The organism is Herpetosiphon llansteffanensis, assembly GCF_003205875.1.
Taxonomy (GTDB): domain Bacteria; phylum Chloroflexota; class Chloroflexia; order Chloroflexales; family Herpetosiphonaceae; genus Herpetosiphon; species Herpetosiphon llansteffanensis.
Map to the genome: position 1 here is coordinate 23184 of NZ_PUBZ01000101.1, position 19479 is coordinate 42662.

Consider the following 19479-nt stretch of genomic DNA (forward strand, 5'->3'; position numbering starts at 1 on the left):
GCTTGCGTCCATCCGCTGGAGCAAACCCTACTTAATCACTGCGCCTAAATTGAGCAAACTTGCTTGTTCTGCTGGATTGAGGCCAGTTGCTTGCTTGATGCTAAGCCCTTGATAGGGGTGGTCGCCATGCAGCCGTTTGCGCAATTTGCCTGTGGCTAAATCCCAAATCGTAATCGTGCCTTGCTGATCGCCAGTGATTAACAGTTGGCTATCGGCGCTCAGCCAAGCACTATCCAAGGCTGCCAGATGTTCAAAACGCTGGACTATTTGGCGGTTCTGCCAATCCCAAATCAAGGCTAACGAACCAGCTGTAATCACAATCCAGCGCCCATCCGCCGACCATTGCACTTTTTTGAGCACGCCTGGTTTATGCAAGGCAAGAATCTCATATTGCTCTGTGCTGAGATCCAAAATGCGCACCTGTTGGTCGGCTGCTGCACTAACAAGCTGGCATTGGTCGGGGCTAAAGCTAAGGCTCACGATGCTGGCACTATGGCCAGCCAATAAGCTCACACAGCTATGTTCGTTAATGCCCCAAATGCGAATTGTATGATCGGCGCTGCCGGTCGCCAACAAATTGCCATTATTGCTCCACGCTAGGGTTGTTACTAAATCGTCATGGCAATCAAAAACGTGGCTAATATGGCCATGGGGCAGCGACCAAATGTGCACCGTATGATCTTCGCTGCAACTGGCGAGCATGCTCCCATCGGGCCGAAAGGCAAGCGCCCGAATTAAGCCGTGATGGCCAGTTAAAATTGTGGTCAATTGCAGGCGCTGACAATCCCAAATTTGAATCAGCTGCTCTTTGCTCAGCGCCAAACTGTGGCTGGCTTGATGATAGGCTAATTCACGCCCATTATTAGTTTCTGGGGGTAAATTGAGCCGATAATATGGCTCTGTTAGTTGCCATAATGCTACGGCTTGAGCTTCGCTAGAGCTAAACAATAAATCGTTATTTGGGCTTAATGCGAGGCTCCGAACGCCGCCACGATAGCCTTGCAGGGTATGAATTAAGCGCCCGCTGGCTTGCTCCCAAATTCGCAGGCTTTGATCACTGCTGACCGAATAGAGCCGCGAGCCATCGCGACTGTAGCGCAACGCCCGCACCCAATGCTGATGTCCATACAACATATGCGTCAGGTGGGCTGTTTGGACCTGCCAAACCCGAATACATTGATCGATACCAGCAGTAGCCAAATTGGCTCCATCAGGGCTAAATTGCAAATCGAAGACGCGATCTTCGTTGGCAAGGCTGGTGATTAACTGGTTGTCCTGAAGATCCCATAGATACACATCGCCATCAAGCCCTGTGCCCGCTAAAATTGTGGCATCAGGGCTAAACGCCAGCAGCTCAATTGGCTCGTGATGGGTTGCTACGGTGCTTTGATAGCGCAAATGCTGCCCATGCCACAGCTTGATTTGGCGATCAATCCCAGCGGTAGCCAAAAGTTGGCCATCGGCGCTCAATTGAATGCTATTGATGCCGCCACTATGCGCATTGATCGTTTGCAAACATTTGCCACTCAACCGATCCCACACCCGCAGTTCACCATCGCTGCTGGCGCTAATCATCTGTTGCGATTGCGGCGCAACCACCACGCCAATCACTGGCTGGCTGTGGCCAACAAACATGCGTGGATTATGACCATGACTGGCTTCCCACAAGCGAATTAATCCATCGTTGCCAGCGCTGATCAGATAGCGACTATCGCTGCTAAAACTCAGCGTGCGCACGCCATCGTGATTGCATGGCACATGCCAAAGTTTGCGCAGATCCAAGTTTTGCCAAACAATGAGTTCATCATCGGCGGTAGCTACGGCCAAAAACCGATCAGCAGGATCGCGGGCAAGGGCGATTAATGGGCCAAATTGCTCGCTAAACACGCTGCGCGAAAGGTCGCTATAGCTCAAATCGAGCTGTTTGGGCGTGAGGCCGCGCAAATTGGCTTGCCACAATGGTTTATGCCGAAAATCAAATTGGCTGAGATCGGCCTTGAGTTCAACCAACAAATTAAAAATATTGCCTGGTGCGTAGCCCATTTCCAAGGCACTCAACGCTTGCATCGTTTGCAACAATTGACGTAGCATCGTCAACAAGCGCTCTTGGCCAAGCTCGACAAAAATTCGGTGCAGCAAGGGCCGCAAAATGGCGCGACTTTGGTGCTCGCGAATGCTATCGAGGCTATTGGCTTTAATCAGCGCGTGGCGATAGAGCAAACCCTGCGTTCCATCAAGCAATTCTTGGGCAATCTGGTCGATCAAGCGGTCGGTGGTATATTCGAGCACCACATTGTGCAACATAAACCCATCTTGGTGGCGCTCCACCAGCGAGCGGCGCAGCAACGATTCAAGGGTTTCGAGCAGCATATGTTGATATTTCGAACGCACCAAATCGTGCTTAAGTTCGGCCAATTTGACGGTATGGCGTTCGATTGCCAGCCAATACAATAATTCCTGTTCTTGGTCGGATAAGCGCTCGAACTGCTGGGCCAAAATTGTGCGGACATCGCCAAAAATCAGCTCCTCGTGCTGCAAAAACTCAGCAATTTGGCCAAAAAACATGGTTTTGATCACTTGGGCAACCAATTTTAAGGCCAACGGATTGCCCGTGTAATGCTTGATCAGCTCTTGCCAGAGTTGCGGCGTGCCATACAGCTGCTGATTATCGAGCAACATTTGGGCATCATCACGAATCAACCCAGTGAGCACCATCGAGCGGGTGTGTACACCTTCGAGCCGATTGAACTCATAGGGTTTTTCGCGGCTAGTTACAATCAAACAGCTTTCGTGGGCGCGCTCGCTGATTGCTTGAAACAGTTGGGCATATTGCTCGTAGCCCTCGCGATAGCGCCCAGCAGGATAATTGGGCTGCAAAATTGCCTCAATATTATCGAGAATCAACAGGCAGCGAGTGGTGCGCAAATAATCAATCAAGACACTTAAACGCTGCTCAAATTGCGCCGGATAGGCCGAATTGGGGCTGGGAATAATCCGATGTAAACATTCCAAGAGAAAATCATTCGCCTGTTGGCCTTGCTGCAACGAACGCCAAACAATCACTTTAAAATCATCTTGGGCTTGTTGGGCAACGCGCGTTGCAAGGCTGGTTTTGCCCATGCCGCCAAGCCCAATAATTGCCACCAAGCGGCAACGATCGAGCTGAAGCCACTTAACTAAGGTGGCAGTTTCATCCTCGCGACCAACAAAATTCTGCACATCGGGCGCATCGCCCCAATCGTGCAAGACCCCCATCAACGGGCCAGTTTTGGCTTGCTCCTGCTTTTGTTGTTGTACTTCGGCCAGATAGGCGTTTGCCAACTGTTGCAAGGCCTGCCACGTTGCCAGCGGCGTAAAATCGATTGCATACTCGTTGAGGGCAAACTGAATCATTGCCAACAACTGCTGTTCAGCCAAGCCACGCTGGTAGGGCGGTAAATCCAACTGATCGATTACCAGTTGCGCGAGGGCGGCGATATAGCCAAGCGGGCACAATATTTGATCATTTTCATAGCGCATAATTGTGGTATGCGCCAGCCCAAAATGGCGGGCAGCCCGATTTTTTGAGCGAAAAACCCATGAACGCAAATCGCCCAGAAATGCGCCAAGTCCTTCGGTTGCATGAAAAACAGGCAACGATAAAACAGCGTTTGTCATGACAAACCTCATTCTGCGCTGGAAAAATATCAAGTTCGGTAAGAACGAATTATGCCTGAATGATAGATGCAAGCTCGTAGAACTTCAAGAGCTAGTACGCTAGTGCCAAAGTACTATTTTTAACCGTCGTTTAACCAACGATAAGCCAGAAAGCAAAAGTCAGAAGTCAGAAGTCAAAAGAAGGGATGAGGCTATGGGCTTTGGGCTGGCGAGAACCTAATCCTAAAAATCTGTGTGAATCTGTGGCAAAAAAATACATATTCGTGGCCTTCGCGGATCTCATTTTTAACGCAGAGGCGCAGAGCAACCGAAGGATGAAGGATGAAGAACGTAACATCAAAAGGCAAAAGAGGGGTCAGGGGCCAGCGATCAGGGAATGAGGCTATGGGCTTTGGGCTGGCGGAACGTCCTTCGTGCTCTTCGCGATCTTCGCGGTTCCGATCCTTCGTGCTCTTCGTGCTCTTCGCGGTTCCGATCCTTTGTGCTCTTCGTGCTCTTCGTGGATCAAATTTCGTGTGCTATGGCTGCTTTGGGCTACAATTGGGCTAAAAATTGCGCGCAAAATATTTAGACAGCGCTAGCAAGATTTGATACTATCCCAGTTAGCGACCAAATCGCAGCCCTGTACCTATCCATATGTCAACTTGAGACTTTTTGATAACAGTGTACAATTGGGGTGATAGCGAACCAGTAACTCCCCCAACTCCAAGTTCATGCCACCACGAGATTGCGCGTGGGCGGTTTGAGTGGAGTTGACTCTATTTAGTAGTAGTGGAAAGGCCAATCGTTCGGCTTGGTGGCGGATGTTCGCGGTGCCAACCACGATTTGGAGAACACGGTCTTAGCAAGGAGGCATGGATGCCCAATCGTTCGCCTGCCAAGGCTCTGCTGCGCCCTACGGCAACCCTGTTGCTTGGAAGCGTTGTACTGGCAGCGTGCGGTCAAAAGACCCCTCAAACGACCCTGAACCCAGCAAGCGAGAGCACCCGCGCAATTTACAATCTCTCGGAATTGTTGTTTTGGTTGGGCGTTGTGGTCTTTTTGATTGTACAAACCTGGTTGATCGTTTCGATCATCAAGTATCGACAGAAGGATAGTTCGCAGGTTCCCACACAGATTCATGGCAATACGAAGGTTGAAATTGCTTGGACAATCGTGCCAGCAATTATCGCGATTGTTATTTTCGTCTTCACCTTCGACACGATTCGCAAAATCGAGTTTATGCCAGACGAAGCTGCCGGTAATACCTTGAATGTCAAGGTTATCGGTCATCAGTGGTGGTGGGAATTCCAGTATCCTGATATTAAGGATGCGAGCGGCAAGCCGTTGGTCACTGCTAACGAGTTATGGATTCCTTCAGGAAGCTATATCGACGTTAAAATGACCTCGGTTGACGTAATCCACGACTTCTGGATTCCTGGGCTTGCAGGTAAGCGCGACGTGATGCCCAATCGCGAAAGCGGCTTGTGGTTCAAGGCCGATGATGTGGCCGATGGTGCGCCTGGCGTATTCTGGGGCCAATGCGCCGAATACTGTGGCGGCCAGCATGCCTACATGAAAATGCGGGTCGTTGTGGCCAGCCCTGCCGACTTCCAAAAATGGTCAACCGAGCAAAGCCAAGTGGCGGTTAATACCACCTTGCCTGAATCGTTTACCAAAAATTGTATTGGTTGTCACGTTGTGCGTGGCACCAACTCCGCTGGGATTACCGGCCCCGATTTGACCCACTTCGGTGGCCGCATGACGATTGCCGCTGGCACCGTCGATAATACCCGCGAACATCTTTATGCATGGTTAGACGACCCTGATGCAGTCAAGCGTGGCAACATTATGACCACCGCCATCAAGGCCGATACCCTGACCGAAGCCGAAATTAATGAGTTGGTCGATTATCTGGAAAGCCTCAATCCAGGCACCAGTGTTAAAGGTCAGCAGTAGGAGGGCCGCATGGCTACTGACGTAAGTACCCTCCATCACGCCCCAGCCAAACAACGGCGGGGTTGGTTGGAATGGATCACCACCGTCGACCACAAAAAAATTGGCATCATGTATGCAGTGACTGCCTTTTTGTTCTTTGTAATCGGCGGGCTTGAGGCATTGCTCATTCGTTTGCAACTTGGTTCATCGCAAAATGCGATCCTGACTCCAGAAGCCTATAACCAAGTCTTTACGATGCACGGCACAACCATGGTGTTTATGGCGATTATGCCTGTCAACGCTGGGTTTATGAACTATTTCGTGCCACTGATGATTGGCGCAGGCGATATGGCCTACCCGCGCATGAACGCCATGAGCTATTGGCTCTTGCTGTTCGGCGGGATCGTCATGTATTCCAGCTTTGTTTTCGGTGGCGGCGCTCCCGATGCTGGCTGGTTTGCCTATGCTCCATTGACCTCAACCACCTACTCGGTCACCCGAGGGATGGATTATTGGGTCTTGGGCTTGCAGCTGTTGGGGGTTTCCTCGCTAGCTGGCTCGGTCAATATCATCGTAACGATCATCAGGTTGCGAGCACCAGGCATGCGCTTTAATCGGATGCCATTGTTCGTATGGATGAGCTTCGTTACCTCATTCTTGTTGATTTTCGCCCTGCCAAGCATCACCGTTGGCATCACGTTGCTGTTCTTTGATCGCAACTTTGGTACCAACTTCTTCTTGCCTGCTGCTGGTGGCGACCCACTCTTGTGGCAACACTTGTTCTGGTTCTTCGGTCACCCCGAAGTGTACATTATGATTCTGCCCGCCTTCGGTGTGGTTTCAGAAATGTTGCCAGTCTTCTCACGCAAGCCAATTTTCGGCTACGAGTTTGTGGCCTACTCGGGCGTTGCAATCGGTGTGTTGGGCTTCACCGTGTGGGCTCACCACATGTTTGCGACCAACTTGGGCGTAATTGCCGACACCTTCTTTGCTGCCGCCTCGATGCTGATTTCGGTTCCGACTGGGGTCAAAATCTTCAACTGGCTGGCAACCTTGTGGCGTGGCGAGTTGCGCTTCAAAACTCCGATGCTGTTCAGTCTTGGCTTTATCGCCATGTTCGTGATCGGCGGGATTTCCGGGGTTTCGTTGGCAGCCGCACCATTCGACTTGCAAGTGACCGATAGCTACTTTGTGGTTGCTCACTTCCACTATGTGCTGTTCGGTGGCGCTGTCTTTGCCTTGTTTGGGGCTGCTTACTATTGGTTCCCCAAAATCACAGGCAAGATGATGAGCGAACGCATTGGCAAATGGCACTTCTGGATTCTGCTGCTCGGCTTTAATTTGACCTTCTTCCCACAACATATGCTTGGGTTGCAAGGTATGCCGCGGCGGGTCTGGACGTATCAACAAAACCAAGGCTGGGATTTCTACAACTTGCTCTCAACGATTGGGTCATTTTGTATTGCGCTTGCAACCTTGGTCTTTATCGTCAACTTCATTATCAGCTTGCGCAAGGGCGCTCCTGCGGGCAACGACCCATGGGATGCAGCAACTCTGGAATGGGCGACGACCTCGCCACCTCCAGCCCACAACTTCGATGTGGAATACATTGTGCATAGCCGTCGCCCCTTGTGGGATAACAAATATAGCGGCGAAGGCCGTGGCATGACGATCAATTACGATTTTCATCCCCACTTGCCACCGCCGTCATTTGCCCCAATCATCTTCTCGTTTGGCTTGTTTGTGCTGGCCTATGGCATGCTCAATCTGGCCTCAGCCCCATTGATTGGGATTCCAATTATCTTGGTGGCCTTGGCAATTGCCTTTGTCGGCATGAATCGCTGGGTCGGCGAAATTGCCCAAGATCCGGTGCTGTAAGCTAAATTGCCCTGCGCCGATGTTCAGTTGGCGTAGGGCTTAGTTATCTGGGAGAACCTATGGCACAGGCAGTCGTGCGCGATATTGATAAAAATGATCCTGGGCGCGGCCTCGATTTACGCAAGCTTGGTATGTGGACGTTCCTTGGCTCAGAAGTTTTCTTCTTCGGAGCCTTGGTTGTAACCCACCTCTCAATGCGCGGGGTCGTTGCACCATCAGCAAGCAAAGCCAACCTCGATGTTGCTGGCGTTCGCAACATGTTTGGCGATAATGTCCTGACCTCGATTCTGGCCTTCATCTTGTTGACCAGCAGTTTGACCATGGTGTTGGCACTAGATGGGGTTAAAACCAACAATCAAAAGCGCTTCCGCTTCTGGTTGGGGGCCACCATCGCATGTGGCGTAATTTTCTTGGGTGGTCAGGTTTACGAGTTCTATCACATTGTTCACGAATATAATGTGACGATCAAGAATATGATGTTTGGCTCGACCTTCTTCTTTGTGACGGGCTTCCACGGAACCCACGTTGCAGTTGGGGTCATCTGGCTGGTATCATTGCTGGTCTCGGCAATTCGCCACCCTGAGCGCTACAATGCTGGCAACTATATGGCCGTTGAGCTTGGCGGCTTGTATTGGCACTTTGTCGACTTGGTGTGGGTCTTGATTTTTACCGTAATCTATCTGATCTAACCATTATTTATCCAAGGAGTACATAATGGCCCACGGTCATGATGAACACGCCTCAATCGAACACGAAGCGCATCACAGCCACGCCAAGTTGTATGTGATTATCTTCTTTATCTTGTTGGTGATGACTGGCGTTGAAATTGCGATTCCAATCATCAATAAAGCTGAAATTGTGGTTAAGCAAGTCGAAGTTGCGCTTTTGCTTGGCTTGATGACAATCAAAGGTGCAATCGTTATGATGTTCTATATGCACCTTAAAGGCGATCGCCGCATGTTTGGGACGCTGTTTGTCTTCCCAATTGTGTGTGTGTTGTTGATGATGCTTGGTTTCTTTGCTCTATTCCAACCAGAGTTATGGTAAACAAATGAACGAATGGACGCTTGATTGGCCGCTGTTTTTGGGCTTAATCGCCGCAACGGTTGGCTATCTCTGGGCAGTTGGCCCAGGTCGCAAGCGCCTCGGTGGGCCAGCAGCTTTCCCAGTTGGGAAGGCTGTTGCCTTCTTAAGCGGCTTGTTGGCCTTAGGTTTATCGATTATGTCGCCAATTGGGCTGTGGGCAGATCGCTATCTGTTTACGATGCACATGGTTCAACATATGATTTTGACCATGTTTTGCGCGCCCATGTTGTTAATTGGCATTCCTGAATGGTTGCTACGGCCATTGGTGCAATTGCCATGGGTCTATGCGATTGTGCGCTTTGCGGTGCATCCAATTGTCGCATTTAGTGCTTTCAATATTTCCTTCAATGGCTGGCACTTTCCCCAATTTTACGATTTGGCTTTGCGCAACGAGTTGGTGCACATTCTCGAACACCAAATGATGATGGGCAGCGCGATTTTGCTCTGGGCTCCATCGCTGATTCCCTTGCCTGAATTACGCTCGTCGTATCCGGTGCAAATGCTGTATTACTTTGTGAATTCAATTATCCCAACCATTTTGGGTGCGTTGATCACCTTTGCAGATAGTGTGTTGTACCCAACCTATGAGCTAGCGCCACGGATTTGGGGCATCAGCGCAATCGCCGATCAGCAAATTGGGGCCTTAATTATGTGGATTCCAGGCGGCTCGATTTTTATTCTCGCCATTACCATCGCTTTTTTCAAGTGGATGAACCGCGAGGACGAAGAACAAAGCCTGCCAAGCATCGCCGACCAAAAAGCGGCTGCGCGCCAGTAAATCAATCAAGGCGCGTTGTTTGCCAATGCGCCTTTTTAGACCTATTTATGCGCCCGAATCAAGCACGATGTAAAGCGTTCCGCTAATTGCTGGCCTTGCAAATCGCTTAATCCTGCCAATTCCTCAGGCAACTTGCCGCCAATATCCGCTAAACTATAGCGATGGGTTAGCTCGAAACTAATCTGTTGAAAGCCTGCTTGCTCTAAAAATTGCTGATATTGCTCGCGGGTTGGTGCACCCGCGACACAGCCAACCCAATTCATGGCTGCGCGTAAACTGGCTTCAGGCAAGGGGAAATCAGCCAAACTACCATCGATTACAATATCTGAAATGGCCATATAGCCACCAACGTTGAGCACACGATAAGCCTCACGTAATGCCATGCCTTTATCGGGAGCCAGATTGATCACGCAATTGGAGATAATCACATCGACTTGCTCATTCTCTAGCGGCAGCTGCTCAATATCGCCCTTCAAAAAAGCTACGTTTTCAATCTGGGCTTTCTGAGCATTCTGGCGGGCCAAATCGAGCATGGCATCGGTCATATCAACCCCATAGACAAAGCCGGTTGGCCCAACTTGTTTGGCAGCGAGCAAGACATCTAAGCCGCCGCCCGAGCCAAGATCAAGCACGACTTGGCCTGGTTGCAAAGCGGCTCGCACAACTGGATTGCCACAGCCACGGGTGCTGTTGACTGCGGTTGCGGGCAAATCAGCGGTTGCTATATCGCGATAGAGTGTGCTGCTCAGCGAAATATCATGACTACCGCAACAACTGGTTTTTGGCTCTTCCTGTTGCACCTGCTCGGCCCATTCGCCATAATAGGCTTGGACGTTGGCTTTAATTGATTGATCGCTCATCGTGGTTTCCTCCATTGAAAAAATTCAATCTTGTAATCAAAAAAATCAAACCAGTTGCTTCACCATCAAGCTGGCACTGCTACAGATTGCGCCCCATTGCGCCGAGCTATGCAAGCGCTCATCAGCCGCGCTGCGTTCGATTGGCTGGTAGTCGTGAGCAGCGAAAAAATGCGCAGCACTAGTGGTCAAGAGATACAGTGTTTGCATGCCCTGCCGTTGTGCTTGTTGCTCCAAAGCTTTGAGCAATGTTGCGCCTAAGCCTTGGCCTTGCTGGGTTGGCGTAATTGCCACTGAGCGGAGCAAACCAAACTCGCCATACTTCTCAATCGCGCCACATGCTACTAAATTGCCATCTTGCCACCAGCCATAGGCCTGCGCAGTGGCTAAACCTTCGTTGCCCAACCCAACTGTGCTCAATAACTGCTCGAATGTTGATTGTTGATCTGAGGTGATTGGTTCAAGTTGCATAGCCTATCCTATTGAAAAATTTCAATTCAAAAGCGCTAAAAAAGCTAGCCGCAGCTAGCGATTCCAGCCATCCAAGTGGCTGTTGATGCGGGCTTTGAGGCTGGCGAGGCGTTCGCGTTCAACCCGATAATAGGCCCACGGGCCACGCCGTTCATAGCTGACCAAGCCAGCTTCGCGCAACAACTTGAGATGATACGAGACGGTTGGCTGCTTGACCGCAACCGCTGCCTCAAGGTCGCAAACACAGACATCTTCGGTTGAGCGGGTGAGCAGCGTCAGCAATTGCACCCGCACCGGATGGGCGAATACCTGAAAATCAGCGCTGATCGCTTCGGCTTCGCTTTCGTTTATTCCGGCGCTGGCAGGCGTGCAACACCCAGTGGTTTGGGCAATTAATTCAATTATTCCAGTCATCATCGGCCTCCACTAGCACTATAGCACGCCTATCGAATTGATTCAATCTGCTGGTTTATTAAACTTGTTATAGTAACGAGAAGCTAGGTTTAGGCTGAATTAGCTCCAACCAAAAGTATTGAAAATGGCGATAAACCATATGCCAATCCCAATAATTCCTAGTCCAATGGCAAATGTATATGCCGAAGGTTTTTGGATGCTTAGTGATGGCTTAAGAATTTGTCGAACATCCTTGCCAATTCCTAGCAATAGGCAGCAAATTGCTAGACCAAATGGAATTACACTGAGCACGCTACTGCGAAAAAGACTAGACCCGACTGGCCAAGTTCCGGTTGATCGGGCCTCTAAATATAAGAAGCTAGGCCAAAAAACCATGGTTGCTAAGGGAATACAACCTAACACTCCGCCAACGATTCTTAATATAGCTGGTCGTCTTTGGATTGGGCTGGCGGGAACCGAATAATCATGCGACATAAACTGCTCTTCAACTAATTGATTGAGTATATTGATAGCATATACCCTGAATGAGTACAACGCTATAGGCAAATACCTCCGAAGGCTGATTTGCTGCTTACGCGGTTGGCTGCTTGACCGCAACCGCCGCTTCAAGGTCGCAAACACAGACATCCTCGGTTGAGCGGGTGAGCAGCGTCAGCAATTGCACCCGCACCGGATGGGCGAATACCTGAAAATCAGCGCTGATTGCCTCGGCTCGTTTTCATTTATTCCGGCGCTGGCAGGCGTGCAACAGCCAGTGGTTTGGGCAATTAATTCCAGTCATCATCGGCCTCCACAAGCACTATAGCACGCCTATCGAATTGATTCAATCTGCTGGTTTATTAACCAATTATCGAAGCTCAAAGCTAGTTCAAAGAGTACATGTAAAAGCTTACAGCAAATGTCACAACCACTATCACTACTCCTCCGATGATAAGTTTGATGGCGTAGTCATAGGCTCTAGGTCTTGGCCTACTTGGTAATAATTTTAAAATCTGCCAGCTATCTTGGGCCATCCCAATTAAACAACAACCTATAGCGAGTGTAAATGGAAGAATTACAAGGGTCATTGGGCGATATGATAGGTATATAATGGGTTTATCGCCCCCCGAAAGCGCTTCAAGATAAAATATCAAAAAATAAAAAACAACAGCTCCCAATACAAAACAACTCATGAACCCAAAGAGGATGCGGAAAAATGACGCATCCTCCGATTTGCTTGGATAATTATTAGGCATCCGATTCTCCTCAAACTTTAAACGAATAGGTTAACGTTTGTTGTTCATAGCATATACCCTGAACGAAGCCAATGCTATACGCAAAATACCTCCGAAGGCTGATTTGCTACTCACTAGGTTATTTTATTATTCAATTATCTAATTATTGAATAAATAAGTGAGAATACGATGCGATTTTACACATCAGCGGTTGCAGATAGCCTCAACACGCTGCAATTGCTCAATCAAGCACCCAATTTGCGCGGCGCAACGGCGTGGGTTCAACACACAGCCCAAGCCCTCAGCGCCCAAGAATTGGCCGATAATCAATTGGTCGCTAGCCTCAGTTTTGGCTTATTGCCCAGCGACCCGAGCCAAACGATGGACGATTATTTGACGGGATTACACAACAGCGAGCCGGTTGCATGGGTCGCGCAGATGCAACAGCAAATGCTCGAATTTGCTGGCAATCAAGGCTCGCTCACCAGCGAACGGCTGTGGCAGGGCTTGCGCAAGGCTGGCATTTATAGCGAGTTGGCGACCCAACAAGCCTTGTTAGCGACGATGCAACAGCCCGCCGAATTGTTGGCGCGCGTTTTTCAGCATCTTGTGCATATGTGGCAAACTTGGCTGCAAAGCGAATGGCAACAAGCCCAAACTGCAATCAGCCAGCTCAAAAATCAGCTCCAAAGCCAAATTCCCGACGAGGCTGCACTCAACGGGTTTCGCCAAAACTTGGGTTATGCAGTCAATCAAGCTTGGCAGCAATTGCAGGGGCAACGCCAGATTCGGCTGTTTGCTGCAACCCAAAATGCTAGCCTTACGACGTTTCTAGTTGATTCAAGCTGTTTGTGGGTTGGCATTGGCTTTGGCAGCAGCAGCAGCGAGATTCAGCCTCGGGTGGTGAGCCGCAACGAGCTTTTGTTTCGCTTGCAAGCTTTGGCCGATGCAGCACGGATTCAAATTATGGAGCTGCTGGCGCAGGGCGAATTGCCAGCTCAAGCGATTATTAGCCAAACTCAATTGCCACAATCGAGCGTTTCGCGCCATTTGAACATGTTGCGTAACGCTGGCTTTGTGCAAGAACGTCGCGCAGGCGGCGCAACCAAAAGCTATCGTTTGGTTGCTAGCCAACTTGGGGCCACTTTTGCGGCGTTTGAGCAAGCACTCGCCCAACCCAGCCAAGCCCAAACCAGCCCAGATCAAGCAGAATCAGCTGTGCCAAGCAGCATCCAACGGTTTTTCAATCGTGAAGGGCGCATGGTTACCTGGCCAAGCAAACACAGCGATCGGATTCCAGTGTTGGCCTATTTGGCTGGGCAATTTGAGTTTGAGCGTGAATATAGCGAGCGTGAGGTCAACGAACTGCTCAAACCGCACACTGGCAGCGATGTGGCCAACCTGCGGCGCTATTTGATCGATGTAAAACTCTTTGAGCGCGATGGCACTGGCTCCCGCTATTGGCGCAAAGGCGAGGAATAAGGTTATAGGAGTCAGGATTCAGGGGCTAGGGATCAGGATTTTGATTGTTAACCGCGAAGAGCGCGAAGAACGCTAATGTTGATTATAGGGGTCAGGATTCAGAGGTTAGGGATCAGGGTTGGGTTCTATGATCTAGGAGAAAACAATTTGGTAAAGCTATTGATAACTAACCGATCCCTGATGCCTCATTTCTTGCATCTTCGTGCTCTTCGTGTTCTTCGTGGTTAAAAACTCCCTGACCCCTAATCCCTGATCGCTGACCCCTCGGCTACTTTTTACGAAACAGAAAAATATACTCGTGTTTGAAGATGTAGAAGCCGCCAACCAAGGCTCGGTAGCGCCACAGCTCTTTTTGATGGCGCTTGCCAGTCGTTTCTTCAAAGTTTTTGACGATGATGCTTTTGAGTTGAAAGCCTTGTTGCTGCACCACTTCCATGGTGCGAAAACCAAGCGGAACCCACTCACCATGCATATATTTATCGCCGATGATCACCGCGAGATGGCGGCCCCGTTGCAGCACAGGCACGACCCGTGCAACCGCCGCCGCCATTTGGGCCAGAAAATCATCGACCGAGGGTGCATTGGATAAATCGCGCTCATCATCGCTGAAATTGATAATATCGAAATAGGGCGGGTGCATAATTGCCAGCTGCACATGGCGCTGACCATAATCAGCTAAAAGCGCTTGCCAATTGATCGTCGTGCAATCGCCATGCACCGAACGCGCGGTAATTGCCGCTGGATTTGGCTCGCGCTCGACTGCTTGGTTGGCATATTCAACCATATGTTCCTGCAATTCAACCCCAAGCACATTGCGGCCAAGGCGCTGGCCTTCGATCAGGCTCGTGCCTGAACCAGCAAACGTATCAAGCACCCAATCGCCTTGTTTGGTATAACGCCGCATCAATTGATTGGGAATTTGCGGCACAAAATTGCCCCAATAGCCAGCAGAATGCACGCCTGAGCCATCGCGCCGATCGATCATCCACAAGCTATCGGTATTAATATCGTCGTATTCCTTCCAACGATTGAGATTAATATCGTTGATTGCGGTAGTGCGTACTGTTGCAATGCTGCGGCTCAAGCGATCGATGTAGTAATGGGCGCGTTCGAGCGTCTGGGCATCGCTAATTTGCTGCAATTCTCCCAGCAAATAATCATAATCATAGGCCACACTTTCGGCCTGATCAGCAACCCCATCAGCATAATCAGCGAGGTGAGTCGTTGTGGCAAGAATAGTAGCGCGGAGTGCGACGAGGGCTGTGAGATCACGCCAACCAGCCAAAAGATTGAGCAAACGCGGTTTGCGAAACCAAAGCAACCGATCCATGCAATCACCCATGAACAATTCACAAACGGGGTTGGTCTTATACAAACCAACCCCGACAACGGTTTCCTGTGTGGAATGCTATTTTACAACGAATAGAGCTCGCCGTATTTGGTGCGCAGATAGCGGATGTATGGCTCGATGCTGAGGTCTTGGCCCGTTACTTTGCGGATCAAGGTTGGAACGCTGTATTTGCGGCCATGCACATACATGTTGGATTTCAACCAATTGTGCAGGTTGGCAAATTGGCCTTGGCTAATTTCGGTTGGTACATTTGGGTTGGCCTTTACAGCGGCATCGAAAATTTGCGCGCTGAGAATATTGCCCAAGGTGTAGCCTTGGAACGAGCCACCGATGATCCCGCCATACCAGTGTACATCCTGCAACACACCATCGCGATCGTCTGGAGCAGTAATACCCAAATCGCTGCGGTAGCGTTCGTGCCAGGCTTCGGGCAAATCGCGAATTGCCAATTTGCCTTCGAGCAAGGCCAATTCCAAATCGAAGCGAATCATCACGTGCAAGTTGTAGGTCACTTCATCGGAATCGGTGCGTACCAGCGAGCGCTGCACTTTGTTGATTGCGCGATAGAAGGTGTCGAGATCGACCTTGCCAAGTTGGCTTGGGAAGGCAGCTTGGGCCTTGGGATAGGCATATTGCCAAAAGGCGCGGCTGCGGCCAACCACATTTTCCCAGAGGCGCGATTGTGATTCGTGCGTGCCCGCCGATGCGCCGCTCGCCAATGGCGTGTTTTCATAGGCTGGGTTTACGCCCAACTCATAGACTGCGTGGCCAGTTTCGTGAATCGTGCTGAACAAGCCATCGCTCAGATCGTTGTCACGGAAACGGGTGGTAATCCTCACGTCGCCAATTGAGAACTTGGTCATAAATGGGTGATGGGTTTTATCTTGGCGACCGCGTTCGAAATCGTAGCCAATTTCGCGGATCAAGCTCTCGCCAAAGGCCAATTGCTCTGCTTCTGGATAGTGCTGGAGCAAGCAGCTATCGTCGGCGGCTGGTTGTTCGGTGATGGTTTTGACCAAAGGCACGAGTTGTTCGCGCAAGGGGCCAAAAATCTCGCGAATCTTGGCGACCGTCATGCCTTGGTCAGCCAAATCGATTAATGGATCGGCGATGTGCTCGCTTGGGCCGAAAAACTCGGCGTAGCGGCGGCTGAGATCCAAGGTTTTTTCGAGCAACGGCGCAACTGCTGCGAAGTCGTTGTTGGGGCGGGCTTGGGTCCAAGCGGTATAGGTTTTGGCGATGTGCGAATACAATTCGGCAATAAATTCGCTTGGCACGCGCACCGCTTGGTCGTAATCGCGCTTGGTGACGAGCACTAAAGCTGCATCATCCGAATCGGGATCTTGCTGCTCGGCCCAAGGCACGAGCTTATCGAGCAAGCGCCCAACGTCGGCTGAGGTCGCGTGTTCGTGAGCCAAACGGCTGAGCGTTGCCATTTGGCGACCGCGAGCTTCGGCCCCGCCATTGGGCATATAGGTGCTTTGGTCCCAATTTAACACAGCGCCAGCATACGATAAATCTTGAGCAACCCCAATTTTTTCCTTCAAATCAGCTAATTGTTCTTGCATTCTGTTCTCCTACACATGTGGCACGCTTGTGCAACAATGCACACCCGCCTTGTCATTATAATTCAATTCATGGCCAATCGGCGAGCCAGAATATGTATTCTGACGGTGTAGAATGCTACCCGCAACGCTTTGGCAAAAGCACTGCTGGGCGAGCAAACCAGCCTTTATATGCGCAGCAACGCCAAACGTGCTGATAGGCCAAATGTATGATGCGCTCTGGTACTATCTGGGGGAGCGAATCCAACCCCTTTGAGTGGTACATATCCCTAGGTAACCCATAAACAAAGTCCTATAGTCCTGTTATTTCTAGTTGCACGAACCGACTGAGTGTGTCATACTCACGAATAACCATTTTTCCCAACGGGTTTTTCACTATGCAACGATCATTACCATCTGCGAAACAGCTTGGTTTGGCTGCCTTGGCAACGTTGATTTTAGGAATCGGCTTGCTGTATGCAGGAGCCTTAACCATTGCACCATTAGCTTTGCTCAGTTTTGTCGTGCTATCAATTGTGGCAATGGTATCCCTCACCGCCCACGACATAGAAGATACCATTCTAAAGAAAGGGCGTTCAGAATGAGTTTACTTCCCGCCGCCATTGACGACAATGAGTTATCGCCTGCGCGCAAATCTCTGCTTGATCGGATTCATTTGGTTTGGATCTTTGTCAATGGTTCGACCGCACTGAGCCTCTTCTTCCTGTTTCTGTTCAATTTCTTTAGTGGCAACGACGCTTGGATTCAAATGCTGATCCTCTCGATTTCATCGATTGGTTCGACCGGGATTTTGTGGTATACCAATCACAAGCCGGTGCAATGGCGTTTGTGGGCTGCCTTGGTTAGCTCGATGGTTGCCTTAATCGAAATCGCGCTCTTCTTCCAAAATGGCTATTTGATTGCGATTTCGGTTACCAGCGTGGTCAGTATTTATGCGGTTACCGCTGATCGCCACGAATTAATTACCTGGTCAGCAGTCATTGGCGTGATCTTTACGATTGTTTTTGCTATTTTGAATGGCGTGCAACAAACCCCACCAGAATGGCTGAATAACCTGCACCTGAATTTGGTTATTTCGAAAGTGCTGGTGCCAGCGTTTATTGGTGGTGGCATTGTGATGATTGCGCTGTTGTTGCTTGGTTTGAGCAATACCCTGCGCCAATCGTTGAACGAGGCCAATGAGCGTCGCCGGATTGCTGAAGAATCGCAAGCTGCTCAGGCTAAAACCTTAGCCCAAGTTGAGCGCCAAGCTGCTGAACAAGCTCGCTTGCTTGAATTGGTACGCGACCTCGAAACGCCGGTTATTCCAGTGCTCGATGGCGTTTTGGTGCTGCCAATCGTTGGTCACCTCGAAAGCAAACGCCTCGAAAATCTCACCGATTTGTTGTTGAATCGGGTGGCGCAAGAGCGGGCACATACCGTCTTGCTTGATATTACCGCCGTTTCGGTGGTTGATACCGCTACCGCCCAACACCTGATTCAGTTGGCCCGCGCAATTCGTTTGCTTGGCGCTGAATGTGTGATTACTGGGATTCGCGCCCATGTTGCGAGCACCTTGGTGGCGCTTGGCATTACATGGGAAGGCCTGCGCACCGCTGGCTCGTTGCGCGATGGCATTGCCAAAATTATCGCCGAAAAGAATATTGCAATTTAGGAATCTGGCTTGTGGTTTTTGATGATACTGATTTAACGCCCAACCATATTGAAATGGCTCGCCGCGCTGCGGCGGGTCATTTTATTGATCTGACCAGCAGCAATCCAACCCAACAAGGCTTGCTTTTTCCGCCTGAGGTGCTTGAGCAGGCTGCTAGCAACTATTGGCGGCAACGGCGCTACGAGCCAAATCCACGGGGCTTGGAGCCAGCCCGCCAAGCAATTATTGACTATTATCAGCAACGCACGCCAGCCTTGGTGCTGACGCTTGATGATGTTTTTATTACGGCTAGCACCAGCGAAGCCTATAGCTTGCTGTTTTCGCTGCTCACCGCGCCAGGCGATAACATTCTTGGCCCAAATGTGACCTACCCATTGTTTGAATATTTGGCCGATTTGCATCATGTTGAACTGCGAACCTACGAGCTTGATCCTGCCAACGATTGGGCGATTGATCAGGCTTCGTTGCTAGCGGCAGCAGATGAGCGCACGCGCGCAGTGTTGTTGATTTCGCCGCACAATCCAACCGGAGCGATCATCAGCGAGCCAATTGCGGCCTTGCAACAGCTTGGCATTCCGTTGATCTGCGATGAAGTATTTGCGCCATTTGCCCTTGCCAAGCCTACCGTGCCACCCTTGGGTGTGCTGCATCCAGCTGTGCCAGTTTTTCACCTGAACGGGATTTCTAAGCTTTTGGCCTTGCCCGACCTCAAATTGGGCTGGATTGCGCTGAACCAAGCAGCCCAAGGCTATGCAGAACGCTTAGAATTGATCAACGATACCTTTTTGAGTTGTAGCACGCTGATTCAGAGCATGTTGCCCGCTTTATTGCAAGCAGCGCCAGCCTTTATTGCCCAGATGCTAGAGCGCGTGCGCAGCAATATTGACTATGCGCGGCAACACTTGGCAGCGCATCCGCGTTTGATTTGGAGCGAGCCAGCTGGCGGCTATTATCTGTTTCTGCAAGTGCGTGATGAATATGACGATGAAGCCTTGGTGGTGCGCTTAATCGAGCAAGGTGTGCTGGTGCATCCTGGCTTCTTTTTCGATTGGATTGATGATTGTCGAATTATGCTTTCGGCCTTGACTGAGCCAAATCAATGGCAAGCTGGGATTCAAAAACTTGCCCAGAACCTTACAATTTGACAAGCAATCA

Annotated in this window: 16 protein-coding genes; 9 read left to right on the forward strand and 7 right to left on the reverse strand. The window is 50.3% G+C overall.

Translation table 11 applies throughout. The features are described 5' to 3' along the window. Positions 1–27: 27 nt before the first annotated feature. A complete protein-coding gene (locus tag C5S61_RS14460) occupies positions 28–3657 on the reverse strand; it encodes a WD40 domain-containing protein (RefSeq protein WP_164689494.1) in 3630 nt (1209 codons plus the stop codon). 858 nt (positions 3658–4515) lie between these two features. Here C5S61_RS14460 and coxB point away from each other — a divergent pair. The 5 genes from coxB to C5S61_RS14490 are packed head-to-tail and all read left to right on the forward strand — an operon-like array spanning position 4516 to position 9316. Then, positions 4516–5595 (forward strand): cytochrome c oxidase subunit II, encoded by a 1080-nt coding sequence (gene coxB, locus C5S61_RS14470; RefSeq protein ID WP_110515792.1) that lies wholly within the window; start codon positions 4516–4518, stop codon positions 5593–5595. A 9-nt stretch (positions 5596–5604) separates the two neighbouring features. Beyond that, complete coding sequence (ctaD, locus tag C5S61_RS14475) at positions 5605–7452, forward strand: cytochrome c oxidase subunit I (RefSeq protein WP_110515794.1); 1848 nt, start codon at positions 5605–5607, stop codon at positions 7450–7452. Between the two features lie 59 nt (positions 7453–7511). Further along, positions 7512–8141 carry a cytochrome c oxidase subunit 3 gene (locus C5S61_RS14480; protein ID WP_110515796.1) on the forward strand — a complete coding sequence of 210 codons (630 nt, stop codon included), beginning with the start codon at positions 7512–7514 and terminating at the stop codon, positions 8139–8141. A gap of 25 nt (positions 8142–8166) precedes the next feature. Then, positions 8167–8499, forward strand: coding sequence for a cytochrome C oxidase subunit IV family protein (locus C5S61_RS14485; RefSeq protein WP_110515798.1), 333 nt, complete (start codon positions 8167–8169; stop codon positions 8497–8499). 4 nt (positions 8500–8503) lie between these two features. After that, a complete protein-coding gene (locus C5S61_RS14490) occupies positions 8504–9316 on the forward strand; it encodes a cytochrome c oxidase assembly protein (RefSeq protein ID WP_110515800.1) in 813 nt (270 codons plus the stop codon). A 41-nt stretch (positions 9317–9357) separates the two neighbouring features. Here the strand turns inward: C5S61_RS14490 and arsM are convergent, their stop codons facing one another. From arsM to C5S61_RS14510, 4 genes are all read right to left on the reverse strand, one after another. After that, positions 9358–10176 carry an arsenite methyltransferase gene (arsM, locus tag C5S61_RS14495; RefSeq protein WP_110515802.1) on the reverse strand — a complete coding sequence of 273 codons (819 nt, stop codon included), beginning with the start codon at positions 10174–10176 and terminating at the stop codon, positions 9358–9360. Between the two features lie 45 nt (positions 10177–10221). Then, a complete protein-coding gene (locus C5S61_RS14500) occupies positions 10222–10644 on the reverse strand; it encodes a GNAT family N-acetyltransferase (RefSeq protein WP_110515804.1) in 423 nt (140 codons plus the stop codon). A gap of 54 nt (positions 10645–10698) precedes the next feature. Next, complete coding sequence (locus tag C5S61_RS14505) at positions 10699–11058, reverse strand: ArsR/SmtB family transcription factor (RefSeq protein WP_110515806.1); 360 nt, start codon at positions 11056–11058, stop codon at positions 10699–10701. A gap of 863 nt (positions 11059–11921) precedes the next feature. After that, positions 11922–12293: a hypothetical protein gene (locus C5S61_RS14510; protein ID WP_110515808.1), complete on the reverse strand. Its 372-nt coding sequence runs from the start codon at positions 12291–12293 to the stop codon at positions 11922–11924. A 168-nt stretch (positions 12294–12461) separates the two neighbouring features. Here C5S61_RS14510 and C5S61_RS14515 point away from each other — a divergent pair, with 168 nt between their 5' ends. Further along, positions 12462–13754, forward strand: coding sequence for a DUF2087 domain-containing protein (locus C5S61_RS14515; RefSeq protein WP_110515810.1), 1293 nt, complete (start codon positions 12462–12464; stop codon positions 13752–13754). A 268-nt stretch (positions 13755–14022) separates the two neighbouring features. Here C5S61_RS14515 and C5S61_RS14520 read toward each other — a convergent pair whose 3' ends face one another. After that, positions 14023–15084 carry a DNA methyltransferase gene (locus C5S61_RS14520; protein ID WP_110515812.1) on the reverse strand — a complete coding sequence of 354 codons (1062 nt, stop codon included), beginning with the start codon at positions 15082–15084 and terminating at the stop codon, positions 14023–14025. An 83-nt stretch (positions 15085–15167) separates the two neighbouring features. Next, entirely contained in the window at positions 15168–16673 is a 1506-nt protein-coding gene (locus C5S61_RS14525) for a carboxypeptidase M32 (RefSeq protein WP_110515814.1), read from the reverse strand. Between the two features lie 374 nt (positions 16674–17047). On the opposite strand from C5S61_RS14525, the gene C5S61_RS14530 reads away from it, so the two are divergent. Genes C5S61_RS14530 through C5S61_RS14540 form a run of 3 tightly spaced genes read left to right on the forward strand, consistent with a single transcriptional unit; the run spans position 17048 to position 19469 of the window. Beyond that, positions 17048–17254 (forward strand): hypothetical protein, encoded by a 207-nt coding sequence (locus C5S61_RS14530; protein ID WP_054536720.1) that lies wholly within the window; start codon positions 17048–17050, stop codon positions 17252–17254. After that, complete coding sequence (locus tag C5S61_RS14535) at positions 17251–18324, forward strand: STAS domain-containing protein (protein ID WP_110515816.1); 1074 nt, start codon at positions 17251–17253, stop codon at positions 18322–18324. Before C5S61_RS14530 ends, C5S61_RS14535 begins: the two co-directional genes overlap by 4 nt. Positions 18325–18335: 11 nt before the next feature. Further along, entirely contained in the window at positions 18336–19469 is a 1134-nt protein-coding gene (locus tag C5S61_RS14540) for a pyridoxal phosphate-dependent aminotransferase (RefSeq protein ID WP_110515818.1), read from the forward strand. Positions 19470–19479 lie beyond the last annotated feature (10 nt).

Excerpts from the sequence above, each read along its gene's own strand:
- C5S61_RS14480 (WP_110515796.1), top strand. The coding sequence starts at position 7,512 with ATGGCACAGGCAGTCGTGCGCGATATTGATAAAAATGATCCTGGGCGC.
- C5S61_RS14530 (WP_054536720.1), top strand. The coding sequence starts at position 17,048 with ATGCAACGATCATTACCATCTGCGAAACAGCTTGGTTTGGCTGCCTTG.
- C5S61_RS14500 (WP_110515804.1), bottom strand. The coding sequence starts at position 10,644 with ATGCAACTTGAACCAATCACCTCAGATCAACAATCAACATTCGAGCAG.
- C5S61_RS14485 (WP_110515798.1), top strand. The coding sequence starts at position 8,167 with ATGGCCCACGGTCATGATGAACACGCCTCAATCGAACACGAAGCGCAT.
- C5S61_RS14505 (WP_110515806.1), bottom strand. The coding sequence starts at position 11,058 with ATGACTGGAATAATTGAATTAATTGCCCAAACCACTGGGTGTTGCACG.
- C5S61_RS14460 (WP_164689494.1), bottom strand. The coding sequence starts at position 3,657 with ATGACAAACGCTGTTTTATCGTTGCCTGTTTTTCATGCAACCGAAGGA.
- C5S61_RS14535 (WP_110515816.1), top strand. The coding sequence starts at position 17,251 with ATGAGTTTACTTCCCGCCGCCATTGACGACAATGAGTTATCGCCTGCG.
- C5S61_RS14520 (WP_110515812.1), bottom strand. The coding sequence starts at position 15,084 with ATGGATCGGTTGCTTTGGTTTCGCAAACCGCGTTTGCTCAATCTTTTG.
- coxB (WP_110515792.1), top strand. The coding sequence starts at position 4,516 with ATGCCCAATCGTTCGCCTGCCAAGGCTCTGCTGCGCCCTACGGCAACC.
- arsM (WP_110515802.1), bottom strand. The coding sequence starts at position 10,176 with ATGAGCGATCAATCAATTAAAGCCAACGTCCAAGCCTATTATGGCGAA.
- C5S61_RS14490 (WP_110515800.1), top strand. The coding sequence starts at position 8,504 with ATGAACGAATGGACGCTTGATTGGCCGCTGTTTTTGGGCTTAATCGCC.
- C5S61_RS14525 (WP_110515814.1), bottom strand. The coding sequence starts at position 16,673 with ATGCAAGAACAATTAGCTGATTTGAAGGAAAAAATTGGGGTTGCTCAA.
- ctaD (WP_110515794.1), top strand. The coding sequence starts at position 5,605 with ATGGCTACTGACGTAAGTACCCTCCATCACGCCCCAGCCAAACAACGG.
- C5S61_RS14515 (WP_110515810.1), top strand. The coding sequence starts at position 12,462 with ATGCGATTTTACACATCAGCGGTTGCAGATAGCCTCAACACGCTGCAA.
- C5S61_RS14510 (WP_110515808.1), bottom strand. The coding sequence starts at position 12,293 with ATGCCTAATAATTATCCAAGCAAATCGGAGGATGCGTCATTTTTCCGC.